At 55.8% G+C, this 15848-nt stretch carries 17 protein-coding genes and 1 tRNA gene; 10 read left to right on the top strand and 8 right to left on the bottom strand.

Features of this window, described 5'->3' with window-relative positions:
* The first annotated feature begins 22 nt into the window (after positions 1-22).
* The 3 genes from ACR0AL_RS02895 to ACR0AL_RS02885 are packed head-to-tail and all read left to right on the top strand — an operon-like array spanning position 23 to position 2108.
* Positions 23-811: an ABC transporter ATP-binding protein gene (locus ACR0AL_RS02895; RefSeq protein ID WP_170348729.1), complete on the top strand. Its 789-nt coding sequence runs from the start codon at positions 23-25 to the stop codon at positions 809-811.
* On the top strand, positions 808-1650 hold the full coding sequence (locus ACR0AL_RS02890; protein ID WP_170348730.1) for an ABC transporter ATP-binding protein: 843 nt from the start codon (positions 808-810) through the stop codon (positions 1648-1650). The genes ACR0AL_RS02895 and ACR0AL_RS02890 overlap by 4 nt, the downstream gene beginning before the upstream one ends.
* Positions 1647-2108, top strand: a complete 462-nt coding sequence (locus ACR0AL_RS02885; protein ID WP_480646670.1) for a hypothetical protein — start codon at positions 1647-1649, stop codon at positions 2106-2108. The genes ACR0AL_RS02890 and ACR0AL_RS02885 overlap by 4 nt, the downstream gene beginning before the upstream one ends.
* Positions 2109-2285: 177 nt before the next feature.
* Here ACR0AL_RS02885 and ACR0AL_RS02880 read toward each other — a convergent pair whose 3' ends face one another.
* On the bottom strand, positions 2286-2639 hold the full coding sequence (locus ACR0AL_RS02880) for a hypothetical protein (protein WP_480661900.1): 354 nt from the start codon (positions 2637-2639) through the stop codon (positions 2286-2288).
* Positions 2640-3061: 422 nt separating this feature from the next.
* Here ACR0AL_RS02880 and ACR0AL_RS02875 point away from each other — a divergent pair, with 422 nt between their 5' ends.
* From ACR0AL_RS02875 to ACR0AL_RS02860, 4 genes are all read left to right on the top strand, one after another.
* A complete protein-coding gene (locus ACR0AL_RS02875) occupies positions 3062-3439 on the top strand; it encodes a hypothetical protein (protein ID WP_480661898.1) in 378 nt (125 codons plus the stop codon).
* Positions 3440-3645: 206 nt separating this feature from the next.
* Positions 3646-4656, top strand: a complete 1011-nt coding sequence (locus tag ACR0AL_RS02870) for a branched-chain amino acid ABC transporter permease (protein WP_480661896.1) — start codon at positions 3646-3648, stop codon at positions 4654-4656.
* Positions 4653-5966 carry a branched-chain amino acid ABC transporter permease gene (locus ACR0AL_RS02865; RefSeq protein ID WP_480661894.1) on the top strand — a complete coding sequence of 438 codons (1314 nt, stop codon included), beginning with the start codon at positions 4653-4655 and terminating at the stop codon, positions 5964-5966. Before ACR0AL_RS02870 ends, ACR0AL_RS02865 begins: the two co-directional genes overlap by 4 nt.
* A 187-nt stretch (positions 5967-6153) precedes the next feature.
* Positions 6154-6405 carry a hypothetical protein gene (locus ACR0AL_RS02860; protein WP_170348736.1) on the top strand — a complete coding sequence of 84 codons (252 nt, stop codon included), beginning with the start codon at positions 6154-6156 and terminating at the stop codon, positions 6403-6405.
* Between the two features lie 45 nt (positions 6406-6450).
* Here the strand turns inward: ACR0AL_RS02860 and ACR0AL_RS02855 are convergent, their stop codons facing one another.
* Entirely contained in the window at positions 6451-7992 is a 1542-nt protein-coding gene (locus ACR0AL_RS02855) for a helicase HerA-like domain-containing protein (protein ID WP_480661892.1), read from the bottom strand.
* A 438-nt stretch (positions 7993-8430) separates the two neighbouring features.
* On the opposite strand from ACR0AL_RS02855, the gene ACR0AL_RS02850 reads away from it, so the two are divergent.
* Positions 8431-9027 carry an invasion associated locus B family protein gene (locus tag ACR0AL_RS02850; protein ID WP_480646672.1) on the top strand — a complete coding sequence of 199 codons (597 nt, stop codon included), beginning with the start codon at positions 8431-8433 and terminating at the stop codon, positions 9025-9027.
* A gap of 66 nt (positions 9028-9093) precedes the next feature.
* Here the strand turns inward: ACR0AL_RS02850 and ACR0AL_RS02845 are convergent, their stop codons facing one another.
* Genes ACR0AL_RS02845 through ACR0AL_RS02830 form a run of 4 tightly spaced genes read right to left on the bottom strand, consistent with a single transcriptional unit; the run spans position 9094 to position 13333 of the window.
* On the bottom strand, positions 9094-10302 hold the full coding sequence (locus tag ACR0AL_RS02845) for a beta-ketoacyl-[acyl-carrier-protein] synthase family protein (RefSeq protein WP_170375382.1): 1209 nt from the start codon (positions 10300-10302) through the stop codon (positions 9094-9096).
* Positions 10303-10311: 9 nt separating this feature from the next.
* Positions 10312-10569 (bottom strand): acyl carrier protein, encoded by a 258-nt coding sequence (locus tag ACR0AL_RS02840; protein WP_170348740.1) that lies wholly within the window; start codon positions 10567-10569, stop codon positions 10312-10314.
* A gap of 32 nt (positions 10570-10601) precedes the next feature.
* Positions 10602-11693: a UDP-3-O-(3-hydroxymyristoyl)glucosamine N-acyltransferase gene (lpxD, locus tag ACR0AL_RS02835; RefSeq protein WP_480646674.1), complete on the bottom strand. Its 1092-nt coding sequence runs from the start codon at positions 11691-11693 to the stop codon at positions 10602-10604.
* A gap of 35 nt (positions 11694-11728) precedes the next feature.
* Positions 11729-13333: a L,D-transpeptidase family protein gene (locus ACR0AL_RS02830; RefSeq protein WP_170348742.1), complete on the bottom strand. Its 1605-nt coding sequence runs from the start codon at positions 13331-13333 to the stop codon at positions 11729-11731.
* Positions 13334-13336: 3 nt separating this feature from the next.
* On the opposite strand from ACR0AL_RS02830, the gene ACR0AL_RS02825 reads away from it, so the two are divergent.
* Positions 13337-13555: a hypothetical protein gene (locus tag ACR0AL_RS02825; protein WP_170348743.1), complete on the top strand. Its 219-nt coding sequence runs from the start codon at positions 13337-13339 to the stop codon at positions 13553-13555.
* A 132-nt stretch (positions 13556-13687) separates the two neighbouring features.
* Entirely contained in the window at positions 13688-14257 is a 570-nt protein-coding gene (mepK, locus tag ACR0AL_RS02820) for a peptidoglycan L,D-endopeptidase MepK (protein ID WP_170348744.1), read from the top strand.
* Between the two features lie 227 nt (positions 14258-14484).
* Here mepK and ACR0AL_RS02815 read toward each other — a convergent pair.
* A tRNA-Arg gene (locus ACR0AL_RS02815) sits at positions 14485-14561 on the bottom strand.
* A gap of 66 nt (positions 14562-14627) precedes the next feature.
* Positions 14628-15848 (bottom strand): cysteine desulfurase, encoded by a 1221-nt coding sequence (locus ACR0AL_RS02810; RefSeq protein WP_480661890.1) that lies wholly within the window; start codon positions 15846-15848, stop codon positions 14628-14630.

The raw sequence follows: 15848 nt of genomic DNA, 5'->3' as shown, positions 1-15848 counted from the left end.
GGGGAAAAGGCAAGGGAAAACCATGATCGTCGTTGAGGACGTGCATAAGCATTTTAGCGGGTTCCACGCGGTGGACGGTGCTTCGCTGGAAATCCAAAAGGGCTCGATCACCGGCCTGATCGGACCGAACGGTGCGGGCAAGACAACCCTGTTCAACGTGATCGCGGGTGTGTTGCCGCCGACCAGCGGCAAGGTTTTCATGGATGGCGAAGATATCACTGGCCTGCCTCCGCATAAGCTGTTTCACAAAGGGCTGCTGCGCACGTTCCAGATCGCGCATGAGTTTTCGTCAATGAGTTGCCGCGAGAACCTGATGATGGTGCCCGGCGCGCAATCGGGTGAATCACTGTGGAACACTTGGTTTGGCCGCAAACGCATCGCCGACGAGGAACGCGCCCTGCGCGCCAAGGCGGACGAGGTGTTGGAGTTCCTGACCATCGAACACCTGGCCGACCACAAGGCAGGTCAGGTTTCGGGCGGGCAAAAGAAACTGCTGGAACTTGGTCGCACCATGATGGTCGACGCCAAGATCGTGTTTCTGGACGAGGTTGGCGCGGGTGTGAACCGCACCTTGCTGATGACCATAGCCGACACCATTCTGCGTCTGAACAAGGAGCGCGGCTATACCTTTGTCGTCATCGAGCATGACATGGATTTCATCGGCAAAATTTGCGACCCGGTGATCTGCATGGCCGAGGGCAAAGTGCTGGCCGAGGGCACTCTGGACGAGATCAAGGCCAACGAACACGTGATCGAGGCTTATCTGGGCACCGGCCTGAAGAACAAAGACAAGCTGGAGGCCCAGACATGACTGCGGGCGCAAGCGACAACCCCTATCAGGACGATCACGGCAACAAGGACGCAACAATTGCCAATACCAAGGGCATTGGCACAATGACCCCCGCGCATCCAACCAGCGGAGAAACCTACAAGGTCAGCGGCGGCCCCTTCCTGATCGGAGATACCATGACCGGTGGCTACGGCAAGGGTCCCGACATTCTGCACGACTGTACCATCGCCGTGGATAAGGGTGAAATCGCCGTCATCGTTGGTCCCAACGGTGCCGGTAAGTCCACCGCGATGAAGGCCGTGTTCGGAATGCTGGATGTCCGTGCCGGGTCGGTGCGGCTGGATGGCGAGGACATCACCAAACTGTCGCCACAGGATCGGGTGATCAGGGGGATGGGCTTTGTGCCGCAGACCTCGAATATCTTCACGTCCATGACGGTCGAGGAAAACCTAGAAATGGGTGCCTTCATCCGGCGCGACGATATCAGTCAGACGATGGAGCAGGTCTATGACCTCTTCCCGATCCTGCGCGACAAACGCAACCAGGCGGCCGGAGAGCTGTCGGGCGGTCAACGCCAGCAGGTTGCCGTGGGCCGAGCGCTGATGACCCAGCCCAAGGTGCTGATGTTGGACGAACCCACTGCCGGTGTCTCACCCATCGTGATGGATGAACTGTTCGACCGGATCATTGAGGTCTCACGCACCGGCCTGCCAATCCTGATGGTGGAACAGAACGCCCGTCAGGCTTTGGAGATTGCGGACAAGGGATATGTCCTGGTGCAGGGGCGGAATGCGTATAGTGGCACGGGTAAAGAATTGCTGGCCGATCCCGAAGTGCGCAAGAGCTTCTTGGGGGGATGAGTGCTGTGTTTCCTCAGCGAGGACTGAAACACTTTCTTTTCTTAACTGTCGCTGGGTTCGGTGCAACTGGTGTAGGATATGCCGAAATCGTTCCCCAAACTTACTGTCAGGTAAAAATGTGTGAAGTTCGTGCGCATTGCATCTCGAACGACTGTGATGCCGTCGAGTGTCTAGAAGGCGGCTTTACTATGGAACTTTCTTCTATCGGCAACCAACTGAACACTTTTGCCGTCGGGCCAGATAAGGACTCCAAATTTCCGTTAGCTGGCTTTGAGTTCGAACCGGAACTTTCGAAAAATGGCCGACTTGTCGCACGCCGCACCGACGACAGAGAAATGGCGATCATGCAGATCGAGTTGGACAAGGGTCAACCAACTGACGTCACTATCACAACACAAACCAGAGGTTGGATGGTCGACGTGTCGGTACTTCATGGCCACTGCGGAGAAAACAACTAATGGACGTCTTTGTAGCGCTCTCCAACTTCGTCCTTGTTTCTGCAGTCGTATAAATTGGCTAATCAAATTTGGTCGTATTGAAATTGCTTCGGTAACTTTACGATAAATAGCTGAGGTGGGGTAAATAGGACTTATTCTCATTAGTACTACCTTCACCACCAATACATTCAGCCTCATTCACCCGATCGGATCACCACAAGACCCGAAATCCTGCGCTGCATGCGGGCCTTTGATCGACATATCATAATTCAAGTCCTCGAAATCCACGACAAAGGTCACGACGTCCTTGTCCATGATGTGCAGGAAGGTCAGCGAGTTCAGACCGGCAATGATCGTCGCCTCTCCGCGAATATCATCTGTGACGATAAATCCCTTATCCGTGGCTCCAGACCTGGCCAATGTCACCGCGCTATCAGTATTGTCCGATACGCAATTGACGACGAAATCCGCCCCGTCCAGAGGGTCGCTTGATGCGGCTTGCGCCATCGCAGGCAAAACCGCGCTCAATATCACTGCTGCGTAGAATTTCATGATGTACCTCCCTTTATTCAGCGCCCTCGGGCACAGGGAAAGATCATAAATTAGATAAATAACTTCAACAGGCTGCATGACGGCCCTCACTTTCAGTTGATCCCAGGTGAAAGGCTGTGTTCGCGTGTCAACGCCTCTTTGACACGGTTAAACCGCGTGCTTTCAGGCAATCAATCGTGGCGAGAAGATGGCGTTTGCAGCTTTGCGCCACTGGTCGGATAAACAACCTCCAATAAAACGGTTTGTTCCCGGCTGGTTACCCCACTCCCCTAAGAATTGTTAAAATTAATCCCTTCAGAATTCCGCCTCGTCTCGGCTCAAATTCCGCCACGATCCGCCCCTAATCACGAACGCGCGAACAGCGGGAATCCTGATTGGATTCTCAAATATTTCGGGCAATTGCCCCCTTCAGGAGACATATTATGAAATATCTGGCTGCGCTTGCCGCCATCGTTCTGCCTGCGACCGCGCAGGCCGTGTCGCAAGCCCCCGCGCAAGGTGAATTTGTTTACGAGTGCCAGATTACCGAAACCTGCAACCCCGGTGGGTGCAATCCAATTGAACCAGCCCACCAGGTCGTGCTGAAACAGATCGAAGGGCAATCCAAGGGCTTGCTGCTGGCCGAGGGTCAAGAGCATGAAGTCCTTGTGATCCCCAGCCTCGGCGCGCAGGAATTTCTGCAAATTCAAAGCAACGGTAGCGTGGGATACACGGTAGATTCAGAGACCGGTCATCTTGAAGTTCGCGCCTCTGGCGGGCAACAGCGCAACGAACGCGGGGTCTGTACACTCAAAAATTGACCACATTTACTATCCCAAGAACAGCAAAGCTGAGCCAGCGACGCGTCTGACGGACATGATCCTGTCAGGCGCGCCTTGATTGCCCGAACGGAACGCTGCCCATATGCAGTTTTTCTTCGGAATTCGACCGTCCATAACCGTTGAAATATTGTGTCTTTGCGCGCGGGTATGCCATAAGGCCGCACCCGGCGGAATGAGAAGGTGAGATGGACATACTGAACGCGCTTGTCGCGCTTGCGAATTTTGTGTTGGTGCCCGCAATTGCTTATGGCAGCCAGCTGGCACTGGGGGCGCTGGGCGTCACGCTGATCTACGGTATCCTGCGGTTTTCCAACTTTGCCCATGGCGACACGATGGCCTTTGGCGCGATGATCGCCGTTCTGGTCACCTGGGGGCTGCAGGCCGCTGGGGTCAGTTTTGGTCCGCTGCCGACCGCCCTTTTGGCTCTGCCCTTTGCCATATTGGGCTGTATCGTTCTGGTGCTGATCACCGACCGAATGGTCTATCGATTTTATCGCGAGCAAAAGGCCAAGCCGGTCATTCTGGTTATCGTGTCGATGGGCGTGATGTTCATCATGAACGGCCTGGTGCGGTTCATCATCGGCCCGGACGATCAGAGGTTTTCGGACGGTCAGCGGTTTGTGATCTCCGCACGTGAATTCAAGGCCATGACCGGGCTGAATGAGGGGCTGGCGATCAAGACATCTCAGGGCATTACCGTCATCGTTGCAGTTGTTGCCGTTGTGCTGTTGTTCTGGTTCCTCAACAAAACCCGCACTGGCAAATCGATGCGTGCGTATTCGGACAACGAAGATCTCGCCCTGCTGTCCGGTATCAACCCCGAGCGGGTGGTGATGATTACATGGATCATCGTTGCGGCGCTCGCGACCACGGCCGGGGTCCTGTACGGGCTGGACAAAAGTTTTAAACCTTTCGTTTATTTCCAGCTGCTTCTGCCGATTTTCGCCTCGGCCATCGTCGGTGGTCTGGGCAGTCCTGTGGGTGCCATCGCTGGCGGGTTCATCATCGCCTTTTCCGAGGTCACGATCACTTACGCCTGGAAAAAAGTGTTGACCTATCTTGCCCCGGAAAACCTGGAGCCGTCGGGATTGGTGCAATTCCTGTCCACCGATTACAAATTCGCCGTAAGTTTTGTCATTTTGCTGATCGTGCTTCTGTTCAAACCTACGGGTCTGTTTAAAGGGAAAGCGGTATGACCGAGCCTGTCAAAAATACGCTGCTTTTCGCTGTTGTTGGTGGCCTGATCCTGCTGACCGGATTCACGCAAAGCTGGAACGCCGCGATATTGATCCTGAACATGGGACTGATCTCGGCCATCATGGCGCTTGGGGTGAACCTGCAATGGGGTTTCGCCGGTTTGTTCAACGTCGGGGTCATGGGCTTTGTTGCGTTGGGCGGGCTTGCCGTTGTGCTGGTCTCGACCCCGACAACACCTGGCGCCTGGTCTGCCGGAGGTTTCGGTATTGTACTGGCCCTGCTGCTGGGCGCTGCAACCGTTGTGGCCACAGTTCTGGTGGCGCAGAAGATGCCCAAAGGTCGGGTTCGGACTTTGTCGATCATTGCCATTCTCATCATCGGCTTCTTTGTTTACCGCGCTGTTCTCGACCCCAACACCGCGGCGGTCGAGGCCATTGAACCGGCTGTTGCGGGCAACCTCGGCGGTCTGAATCTGCCTGTTCTGCTGGCCTGGCCGGCAGGTGGACTGCTGGCGGCTGGTGCAGCGTGGCTGATTGGTAAAACTGCTCTGGGCCTGCGCTCGGACTATCTGGCGATTGCAACGCTGGGGATTGCCGAGATCATCATCGCGATCTTGAAAAACGAGGACTGGTTGGCCCGGGGCGTCAAAAACGTCTACGGCATCCCGCGCCCTGCTCCGGTCGTTGGATATGAGGTCGATCTCCAGAGTGACCCTGGCTTTATCGCTCGCGCCGAGTGGTTGGGGCTGGATACAGTCACGGCTTCGACGCTGGCGGTTAAACTGGGCTATTCGTTTCTGTTCCTGATCGTTCTGCTGGTCCTGCTCTGGATGGCGCAAAAGGCGCTGAACAGCCCGTGGGGCCGCATGATGCGCGCCATTCGTGACAACGAGGTCGCGGCCGAGGCGATGGGCAAGGACGTGACCCGTCGCCATTTGCAGATCTTTGTGCTGGGCTCGGCCATCTGCGGAATTGCAGGTGCTATGATGACAACGCTGGACGGCCAGTTGACCCCCAGCGCGTATCAGCCATTGCGGTTTACATTCCTGGTCTGGGTAATGGTGATCGTCGGTGGATCAGGTAACAATTTTGGTGCGGTACTGGGCGCGTTCGTGATCTGGTTCCTGTGGGTTCAGGTCGAACCTATCGGGCTGTGGCTGATGAACCTGATCACCGCTGGATTACCTGATGGCAGCGCGCTTAAGGCACATCTGATCGAAAGCGCCGCGCATATGCGCCTGCTGACCATGGGGTTGATCCTGCTGATTGTTCTTAGATTCAGTCCAAGGGGCTTGATCCCCGAGAAATAGATCACTTTCAGGGGAATATTCGGAACCGCGCCTCAAAATCGGCGCGGTTTCTTGATTCATGAACCGAACCTTAATAGACCGAATTATCGTTGGGCAGTTTCCGGACCTGCGCCAGATCGCCTTCACGGTTAATTAGTCAGTTGACGCTGATACTACAGGTCACCTCTCGAGAGTAAGAAGACGACACATGAAAACTTCGTTTATCCCAAAAATCCTAATGCTGACAGTTGTTGCCAGCCTGGCCGCATGTATCCCGTCACCCGAAGATCTGGAAACCGATCCAGTTCAGGTCCAGACCTCAAAGGGTGTGGTGACGTGCCAGTTGTACCGCCCGGATCGCGTCATCTGGGATCGTGCCATCGACTACCCCGCGACAAAGATGTCTGTGGCCGAGGCTGACGGCTACTGCCGGCAGGAAGGTCAGCGTCGTCTGAAGTAACCTAAATAGCGCCGCGCAACGAAACCGCTGTGCGGCGCCTTGGGCTTACCTAGCGCGGAACAACCCGCCCAGAATTCCACGAACAATGCGGCGCCCGGTTGTTCCTTTTAGCTCTTTGATGACGGCCTCGCTCATTGCTGTAGCAAAGGTATCTTTCTGCCGCTTTACGCGAGAGGAAGATCGCCCGACCCGGCCACCGGAATAGCGCCTGGCCGTGGCGAACTCGCGTTCAGCGACAGATTGTGTCTCTTCTTGTTCTTCTGCTTTTGCAGCAGCCTGCGCGGCCTGATCGGCGCGTGCCTGCAGAATTTCAAAGGCCGATTTCCGATCCTTCAATGTGCCATACTTGACCTGCATCGGTGACGCCGTCATGACCGCCTGACGCTCGGACGCGGTGATTGGCCCAAGTTGTGTTCCCGGTGGACGGATCAGCGTCCGTTCAACAATACCTGGCACACCCTTCTTCTGCAGCATCGACGTGACCGCTTCACCTACGCCAACCTCTCGGATTGCGGTTTCGGTGTCGAAGGCCGGGTTTTCGCGATAGGTTTCGGCCGCCAAACGCAGGTTCTTGCGATCCCGCGCGGTAAAGGCACGCAGCGCGTGCTGCACCCGATTGCCAAGTTGTCCCAGAATATCTTCGGGAATATCCGCCGGGTTTTGCGAGATGAAGTAGACGCCGACACCCTTGGAACGGATCAGCCGTGCGACCTGCTCTACCTTGTCGACCAAAACCTTGGGCGCATCTTCGAACAACAAATGGGCCTCATCAAAGAAGAACACCAGTTTGGGTTTGTCGGGGTCGCCAACCTCGGGCAATTCCTCGAACAGCTCACTCAACAGCCACAACAGGAAAGTCGCATAGAGACGCGGCGACCCCATCAGCTTATCCGAGGCCAGGATGTTCACCATCCCCTGCCCGTTCGCATCAGTACGCATCAGATCGGCCAATTCCAGCGCGGGTTCTCCGAACAAATTGGTCCCGCCCTGGTTTTCCAACACCAACAACCGCCGCTGAATCGCCCCAATCGAAGCAGTCGAGACATTGCCATAGCGCAGGGATAACTGTGTGCGGTTCTCACCGATCCAGACCAGCAGGGCTTGCAGATCCTTGAGATCTAGCAGCGGCATCCCTTCTTCATCCGCCACTCGGAAAGCAATGTTCAGAATACCTTCCTGCGCCTCGCTCAGGTCCATGAGCCTAGACAACAGCAATGGCCCCATTTCTGTAACGGTCGTTCGAACAGGATGGCCTTGTTCGCCGAACAGATCCCAGAATGTTACCGGGCATGCGGCATAGGTATAATCCTGAAAGCCGATGCGAACCGCGCGATCCTGAAACGCCTGGTGCAACTTGTGACTTTCACTGCCCGCCATTGCCAACCCGGACAAGTCGCCTTTGACATCGGATAGAAACACCGGGACGCCCGCAGCCGAGAACCCCTCGGCCAGGATTTGCAACGTCACCGTTTTGCCTGTGCCCGTCGCCCCTGCGATCAACCCGTGCCGGTTGGCATATTTGAGGGTCAGGTTTTGAGGCTGGCTGTAATCTTCACCCGCGCCGCCCAGAAAAATGTTTTTGTCCATGTAGGTAAGGCCTTAATTTCCACCGATCTGAACCCAGCATACAAAGTTAACCTTTGACTGCGATAGTCATTTTGCTGCCCTCGCTGTCAGAGGTCGGGTGCGGCAAACTTCCTCCCTGTCGACTGACCGCGCCTTCGGGCGCGGTTTTTTTAAAGCAATGCTGGTTCTTCCATTAAAATTTCAGGTTTTCAGTTGACGCATGCGACCGCCTTTCGTAACGTCTGCGCATAACTAAGTCGGCCAGTCCGACGGGGAGAAAATTTTTTGAAAGGGAGCCGCTCCACCGGTTCCCTTTCTTTTTTGTTTCATCCAGGTTTCAAGCACTGGAAAGCGGCAAAAAGCTGACTATGGTCACCCATTTGTGCAGCTTAATGCCTGACACCATGATCCAAGGATGATAGACGGGTCAAAAAGCTCAATCACATTGCCGAGGCATTCATGATCAAGAACACTCTATCTCTCAGCCTTGTGGCCGCTGCGCTTTGGTGTGGTGCCGCTTATGCACAAGAAGCAACGCAGGATGCCGAGGCTCCGCAAACCCAAACCGGTGCTGACCTGGATCTTGGGGAATCCGGCCCGCGTATTGGCGAGCAGTACCTTAAGGAAGAGACCGGCGACTGGGCAGTCATGTGCATCAATACAGGAACTGACAGCGAACCTTGTGTCATGCGACAGATTCTGACCGGTCAGCAAGACCAGCCCATTGCGGAAATTACGATTGAAAAGCTGCCCGAAGAAGCTCCGGCCGTAGCTGCTGCGATCATCGTTGTGCCCCTCGAGGTGCTTTTGCAAGCTCAGATATCCTTGTCGATCGACGGAGCGCCGGGCAAACGATACAACTATCACCACTGCAACCCCGTTGGGTGCCTTGCGCAAGTGGGCTTTACCCAGCAAGACCTCGAAGCTTTGAAGAGTGGGACCAAAGGTACCTTGTCGATGGTTTCTGTTCTGGCACCTTCGCAGGCGCTGCAATTGGAAATATCTCTAGCAGGGTTCACTGCCGGGTTTGACCAGCTGGAAGTCATCAAAAACTAATACTAGTAAAACAGAAAACGCCGCCCAGTCCTTCGGGCGGCGTTTTGTCGTTTTGCTTCCGAAGCTTCAGACCCGTTTCAGAGCCAAAACCGCGTTCAACCCGCCAAAGGCAAACGCATTGCTAAGCGCAACATCCACCTTCGCGTCTCGCGCCTCATTTGGCACCACGTCCAAAGCACATTCGGGATCTGGATCTTCATAACCGATGGTTGGGGCGATCACCCCGTCGCGCAACGCCATGATACATGCCAGCAACTCGACCGCGCCAGTACCCCCAATCAAATGCCCGTGCATGGATTTCGTGGACGATATCATTAGGTCGTCTGCGTGCGGCCCGAACACACCGGCCACCGCCGCGCATTCGGTCTTGTCGTTCGCCGCTGTGCCCGTCCCATGCGCATTGATGTACCCGACTTGGTCCGCATTCAGGCGCGCATCGGTCAGCGCACCTGACATGGCACGTGCCGCGCCCTGCTTACTGGGCATCACGATGTCGGACGCATCCGAGGACATGGCAAAGCCGACAACCTCACACAGGATATCTGCCCCTCGTGCGCGCGCATGTTCGTATTCTTCAAAGACAAAAGCCCCGGCCCCTTCGCCCTGCACCATTCCATTTCGGTTGGCGCTGAACGGGCGGCAAGCGTCCTTGGACATCACGCGCAGGCCTTCCCAGGCTTTGACGCCGCCAAAACACAACATGGATTCTGATCCACCCGTGATCATTGCAGGTGCGGCGCCGCTGCGGACCATCTGAAACGCCAATGCCATCGCGTGATTGGATGAGGCGCAAGCGGTTGAAACCGTAAAACTTGGCCCCTTCAGGTTATGTTCCATAGACACGTGGCTGGCCGCCGCGTTGTTCATCAGTTTGGGCACCACAAATGGATGCACACGGTTTTTACCGTCCTCGTAGACGGAACGGTAATTATCGTCCCAAGTGGACACGCCGCCACCGGCGGTGCCAAGAACGACACCGGACCGAGCAGCAAGATCTCCGTGAAACTCGATCCCGGATTGGTCAATCGCCTCTTTCGCGGCGGTCAGCGTGAATTGCGTAAAGCGATCGTAAAGGCTCATCTGCTGGCGATTAAACCGCCCTTCGGCCTCGAACCCGCGCACTTGGCCGCCGATTTTGATGGAAAGCCGCTCAACATCGCGGAATTCAAGTTGCGAGATACCACAACGCCCTTCGCGCATAGCTTCAAGCGTATCAGGGACAGAGTGACCCAGCGAATTAATCGTCCCGGCCCCGGAAATAACAACGCGTTTCATAATTTCAGGTCAGACCTTTTCCGACACAAGCTTTTCGATCCCGGCAATGATCGCTGCCACATTTGAGATATCGAAATCGCTGGCTTGTGGTTCATTCGCGTTGAACGGGACCGAGATATCGAACTCTTCTTCGATGGCGAAAATGCTCTCGACCAGACCCAGGCTGTCGATACCCAGATCTTCAAGTGTACTTTCGGGCGTGACGTCCGAAGGCTCCAGCACGGCCTGCTCAGCAATGATTGCGATGACGCGGTCGGTGATGCTCATGTCGGTCCTCTGATTTTCCCGTTGCGGATGATTTAATCACTCGGGGGCTGTTTGAAAACAGCCTTTTTCAACGCCTCGACGTCACGCGCCATGCGGGGCAAACGACGTTGTGCTTTGTAGATGTCGGTATGGGTTTCCATTTTGATGGCCGGATATCCCATTAGTACCCGACCCGCAGGAACGTTGGACAGGATTTTAGTGCCGCCCGCCGCTATCACGCCGTCACCGATAAAGATGTTGTCGACCACGCCGGTCTGGCCACCCAGTACCACGTTATTGCCAATCTCGACCGAGCCGGAAACGCCAGCCTGACCACAAATTAGACAATCCTGCCCAACCCGTGTGTTGTGCCCCACATGCACAAGATTGTCCAACTTGGACCCGTTTCCGATGCAGGTATTCCGGATCGTTCCGTTGTCGACGGTACAATTGGCGCCGACCTCAACGTCATCCCCGATCTCAACTGCACCCAGCGAGTGAATGCGAAGCCAGCTTTGCGCCCGCGCATCACCTTTGTCGCCCATTGTTTTGCGGACATTCTCAACATCCGAAACCTCGGGGGTAACAAAGCTGAACCCGTCGCTCCCGATCCGTGCGCCGGGTTGGGCAATGAAACGATCACCGATCTGCGCCCTGGACCCGATGCTAACCATCTCACGCAACATGGCGTTTTCGCCCAGAACCGTATCCATGCCAATCACGCAATGCGGGCCGATAACTGCGCCTTTGCCAATACGAACCCGCGCACCGATGACGGCCAAGGGGCCGATGGCTGCGTCTTTGGGGATTTCCGCGGTCGGGTCGATCACGGCCGAAGGGTGAATACCCGGCGCTACGCCCTGCCCGCGATCCAACATTGTGGTGATCCCGGCCATCGCCATACGCGGACGGGGCACAAAGATGGCCGCCTCCAACCCTAGCGCTTGCCAATCCGCACCTTCCCACAACACGGCTGTCCGTGCCGAGCTGCCGCTCAGCGCCTCGGCATATTTCGGAGACATCGCCATCGCCAGATCAGTCGCCGCTGCATCACCCGGCTCAGCCGCGCGTTCAACGATCAGGCCAGTATCGCCCTGGCAGTCTGCCCCAAGAGCGTCGGCGATTTGCTGGATGGTATAGTGCATATCGGGCTTCCCGGTTTAAGGATCTGCCCCGCTGATTACCCCTGAACGTCCGGCAGGGCCACCCCTGCTTTCTGCAAGGCCTCCCAGATTTTCCGATCACGCTCATAGACATCCCGGCGATACTGAACCTCACCCTTGGGGCCGACATAAGCCGTGCGGTAGATCAGGTGAACCGGAACATGCTGTTCCAATTGCACCGTGGTTTCCTTACCCGTGGCCAGAACACGCTGAAAAAACGCCTTTGGGTTTTCTTCCTGCTTGGCCAACAACGCATAGGCGAAATCAAACGGATCTGCCAGGCGGATACACCCGTGCGAGAACGCCCGCACCTCACGCGCGAACAGACTTTTCTGAGGCGTATCATGCAGATAGATGTTGTACTTGTTGGGGAACATGAACTTCACCAGCCCCAGCGCATTGCTTTTGCTGGGCGGTTGGCGCATCGCAAACGGAAAGTTCCGCGCGTTGAACTGAGTGAAATCCACCGCGCCGCGATTGACCTGCCGACCGCTGCGGTCGGTGATCTGGATATGGCCAACGGCGTTGGGATTTGATTGCAGTTGGGGCAGGTATTCCTTGGTGATGATCGAGCGCGGCACATACCAACTGGGGTTGATGACCATATGCTCCATCTTGTCCGAGAACTCGGGGCTGCGTCGGTCATGTGTGTTCTTGCCGATCACCGCGCGCGTTTCGAACGTGACCAACCCGTCATCGACGATCTTGGCCGAGAAATCAGCCTGATTTACCAAAATGTGCCGCTCACCCCGTTCGCGCGGCAACCAGCGCTCGCGCTCCAATGCGACATAGACAGCCTTTAGACGGTCGGAGGCACTGCGGTTCAACTCAGAAATCGTGCCCTGACCGGCCACACCGTCCGGCGCAAGACCATGATCTGTCTGGAACGCCTGAACGGCACCCAACAAAGCCGCATCAAACTCCGGGCTGGCGGTAGGACGCAAATACCCCATGGAAACCAAACGATTGCGCAGTTTTATTACATTGGGTCCGGTGTCGCCATATTCCAACTTAGCAACAGGAACCGTCGCGCCCCAACCGCCTTGATGGATGAGGTCCTGCAGCACCAACTTCTGCTTCATCAAGGCCCGGTACTGGGTTGTTTGCGGGGCCAATTGATCGAAATACGAGCCATTTTCCCCTGCGATCAACCCCTGCAAGTGCTCCTTTGTCGAAGCCCTTTGAACCTTGCGCACTAACCCATCATCAATCTGGGATGGGCGCAGCGCGCCCGACTGGAGATTGCGCGCGTATTCAGCGAAAGCGCGGGTCAGACTGACCTCAACAGCGCCCAGATCGCGCGTCGTACGGGCCTCTTGCATCTGTTCCACAAGGGACTGGACGCTGTCCGAACCCTGCGGCAATCCATGCATATCGGTCGATGACAAGGCCTGGATCAGCCGTGCGCGGCGCGCCGAATGCAGCGGCGTTTCGCCAACCCAAACCGGGGCAAAACCATTCTCGCGGTAAAACTCGGCGATTCCTGACCCCGAGGGCGCAAATTCGGCAACAGCCATCTGAAACGCCGTCGCTGGCCGGGTGTCTGCATTCACTACGGACGCCGAAGCCAGAAAACATGCGGTGAAAATAATACCAGAACGGGTCCGAATACCTGAGAACATTGGATGGCCTTGATTATTCATTACTTTACGCAGCAGAAATGCGCGCGGATCAAATATGGTTACGCCTTGGGCGCGTTGTCTATTCACAAACGTATCAACCTGGCGCATCTTTCGGTGCGTGATGCGTCTTTGCATCGCCCGGCGGAAATGCGCCGCCAAATGTCTCAATATTATACATATTCGCATCACCTGCGCAAAAAACTGCCGAAATTTCCCCCTTGAATTGATGAATCCGAAAGACTTCTTGGCGGACAAAACCGACTGTGTCATAAATCCCGCATCTGGGATGGGAAAAAATTAATATCGCGCGCGTAACATCGTGTGCAGGCAGGAACAGTACGGGACGAAACTGAAATGACGATGAGCAGTACATCGGGCTTGACCCGGCGTGCCCTTCTGGGCGCATTTGCAGCTACGGCAGTTGTGGCCGCACCGACCTATTCCAATGCAGCAGGTTTCCTTCGAGGCGGCGGCGATATCCGACGTATTCGTATGTATTCCGGTCGCACCGGCGAACGGATTGATATGATATATTGGGTCGATGGAAAATACATCAAGGACGCTGTCAAAGAAGTGAACCACTTCATGCGTGACTGGCGGACTGATCAAAGCAAAGACATGGATCTGCGCACGATCGACATCATGGCTGCATCGCATAACCTTCTGGACGTAAATGAGCCCTATATGCTGCTGTCCGGCTATCGTTCTCCGCAAACCAACGCGATGCTTCGGTCTCGTTCTCGTCGGGTTGCCAAGAACTCATTGCACATGAAAGGCCAAGCGGCTGACCTGCGCCTGTCGTCGCGTTCAGTGTCGCAAATGGCCAAGGCTGCAATGTCCTGCCGCGCTGGTGGAGTGGGCAAGTACTCCCGCTCGAATTTCGTCCATATGGACTGCGGTGAGGTCCGTAGCTGGGGCGGTTAACACTTCCAAAATCTTAAAAAAAATCGAGCGCCTCTGGGCGCTCTTTGTTTTTATGTAACCTAGAATTATTCCTTATGAAAAGAACAGCTCAACCTCGATGAACTGCGTTCCATCGACCAGATATTGTCGCTTACCGGACTGTATCAGAACCAGTCATCATAGCGTCAAATTAAGGGACGCAGTCTCCAATATAAGACGCTCAGAATAACTGCTAATGCGAGGTGGTATGGCGCACCTGAGAGGATTCGAACCTCTGGCCTCTGCCTTCGGAGGGCAGCGCTCTATCCAGCTGAGCTACAGGTGCCTTGGCCGTTAGCTATCCTTGTTCCGATCCAGGTGCAACTGAAAATCCACCCGGATCGACCAGCTTTTAGGCAAACAAATCATGCGCCAGTTCAAGGGCATCGACCAGCGTGTCGACCTCATCCTTGGTGTTGTACAAACCAAAGCTGGCGCGGCAGGTGGCGGTCACGCCGAAGAAATCCATCAGTGGACCGGCGCAATGATGACCGGCCCGCACGGCAACCCCCTTTTTGTCGAGGATCGTCGACACGTCATGCGCATGCCCTGCCCCATCCAGCATAAAGCTGAAAATAGCAGCCTTATCGGGACGTGTGCCTTGTACCTGCAGCCAGTTCAAACCGGTCAACCGCTGCATCGCATAGTCGCGAAGCGCACCTTCGTGGGCGGCGATGTTTTCCATCCCCAGGTCCATCATATAGTCAAGCGCCACGCCCAAACCAATCGTTTGCACGATACCGGGTGTTCCGGCCTCAAACTTCATTGGGGGGTCGTTGTAGATCACCTGATCTTTGCTGACCTCTTTGATCATGTCGCCACCACCGATGAAGGGGCGCATCTCGGCCATGCGTTCGGATTTGATATAGATCGCGCCCGAACCGGACGGGCCATACAGCTTGTGCCCGGTGATCGCATAAAAGTCGCAGCCGATATCCGACACATTGACCGGCATATGCACGGCACCCTGGCTGCCGTCGACCAGCACCGGAACGCCTTTGGCATGCGCACCTTCGGTAATGGCCTTAACATCCACCACCGTTCCCAGCACGTTCGAGCATTGCGTGACCGCGACCAGCTTGGTCTTGGGACCGATTGCATCGATCACGGCCTGCGGGTCCAGCCCGCCATCCGCATCGATATCGACCCACTTCAGGACAACCCCCTGCCGTTCGCGCAGGAAATGCCAGGGAACGATGTTGGCGTGATGCTCCATGACGCTAAGGACAATCTCATCCCCGGCCTGAAGGCGCGGCATCGCCCAGCCATAGGCCACAAGGTTGATCCCCTCGGTCGTGCCCGAGTTCAGGACTATCTCATTCTCATCCGCAGCCCCAAGGAAACGGGCTATGGTGCCGCGGACGGACTCGTACTTTTCGGTCGCGAGGTTGGACAGGTAATGCAGACCACGATGCACATTCGCGTATTCCTCGGCATAGGCGCGGGTCACCGCGTCGATCACCACCTGAGGTTTCTGCGCAGAGGCACCATTGTCCAGATAAGTCAGCGGTTTGCCGTTTACCTCGCGTGACAGAATCGGAAAGTCCGCGCGGATTTTTTCTACGTCATACAT

The sequence above is a fragment of the Ruegeria sp. BB1 genome, from assembly GCF_056539465.1.
Note: the sequence above shows the minus strand (reverse complement) of the source record. Positions and strands in the feature narration are given on the sequence as shown.

Bases quoted from the DNA above. Each gene is read 5' to 3' on its own strand.
- ACR0AL_RS02845 (WP_170375382.1), bottom strand. From the start codon at position 10,302: ATGAAACGCGTTGTTATTTCCGGGGCCGGGACGATTAATTCGCTGGGT.
- mepK (WP_170348744.1), top strand. From the start codon at position 13,688: ATGACGATGAGCAGTACATCGGGCTTGACCCGGCGTGCCCTTCTGGGC.
- ACR0AL_RS02865 (WP_480661894.1), top strand. From the start codon at position 4,653: ATGACCGAGCCTGTCAAAAATACGCTGCTTTTCGCTGTTGTTGGTGGC.
- ACR0AL_RS02880 (WP_480661900.1), bottom strand. From the start codon at position 2,639: ATGAAATTCTACGCAGCAGTGATATTGAGCGCGGTTTTGCCTGCGATG.
- ACR0AL_RS02870 (WP_480661896.1), top strand. From the start codon at position 3,646: ATGGACATACTGAACGCGCTTGTCGCGCTTGCGAATTTTGTGTTGGTG.
- ACR0AL_RS02860 (WP_170348736.1), top strand. From the start codon at position 6,154: ATGAAAACTTCGTTTATCCCAAAAATCCTAATGCTGACAGTTGTTGCC.
- ACR0AL_RS02840 (WP_170348740.1), bottom strand. From the start codon at position 10,569: ATGAGCATCACCGACCGCGTCATCGCAATCATTGCTGAGCAGGCCGTG.
- lpxD (WP_480646674.1), bottom strand. From the start codon at position 11,693: ATGCACTATACCATCCAGCAAATCGCCGACGCTCTTGGGGCAGACTGC.
- ACR0AL_RS02885 (WP_480646670.1), top strand. From the start codon at position 1,647: ATGAGTGCTGTGTTTCCTCAGCGAGGACTGAAACACTTTCTTTTCTTA.
- ACR0AL_RS02850 (WP_480646672.1), top strand. From the start codon at position 8,431: ATGATCAAGAACACTCTATCTCTCAGCCTTGTGGCCGCTGCGCTTTGG.
- ACR0AL_RS02895 (WP_170348729.1), top strand. From the start codon at position 23: ATGATCGTCGTTGAGGACGTGCATAAGCATTTTAGCGGGTTCCACGCG.
- ACR0AL_RS02855 (WP_480661892.1), bottom strand. From the start codon at position 7,992: ATGGACAAAAACATTTTTCTGGGCGGCGCGGGTGAAGATTACAGCCAG.
- ACR0AL_RS02830 (WP_170348742.1), bottom strand. From the start codon at position 13,333: ATGTTCTCAGGTATTCGGACCCGTTCTGGTATTATTTTCACCGCATGT.
- ACR0AL_RS02825 (WP_170348743.1), top strand. From the start codon at position 13,337: ATGGCCTTGATTATTCATTACTTTACGCAGCAGAAATGCGCGCGGATC.
- ACR0AL_RS02875 (WP_480661898.1), top strand. From the start codon at position 3,062: ATGAAATATCTGGCTGCGCTTGCCGCCATCGTTCTGCCTGCGACCGCG.
- ACR0AL_RS02890 (WP_170348730.1), top strand. From the start codon at position 808: ATGACTGCGGGCGCAAGCGACAACCCCTATCAGGACGATCACGGCAAC.
- ACR0AL_RS02810 (WP_480661890.1), bottom strand. From the start codon at position 15,848: ATGTATGACGTAGAAAAAATCCGCGCGGACTTTCCGATTCTGTCACGC.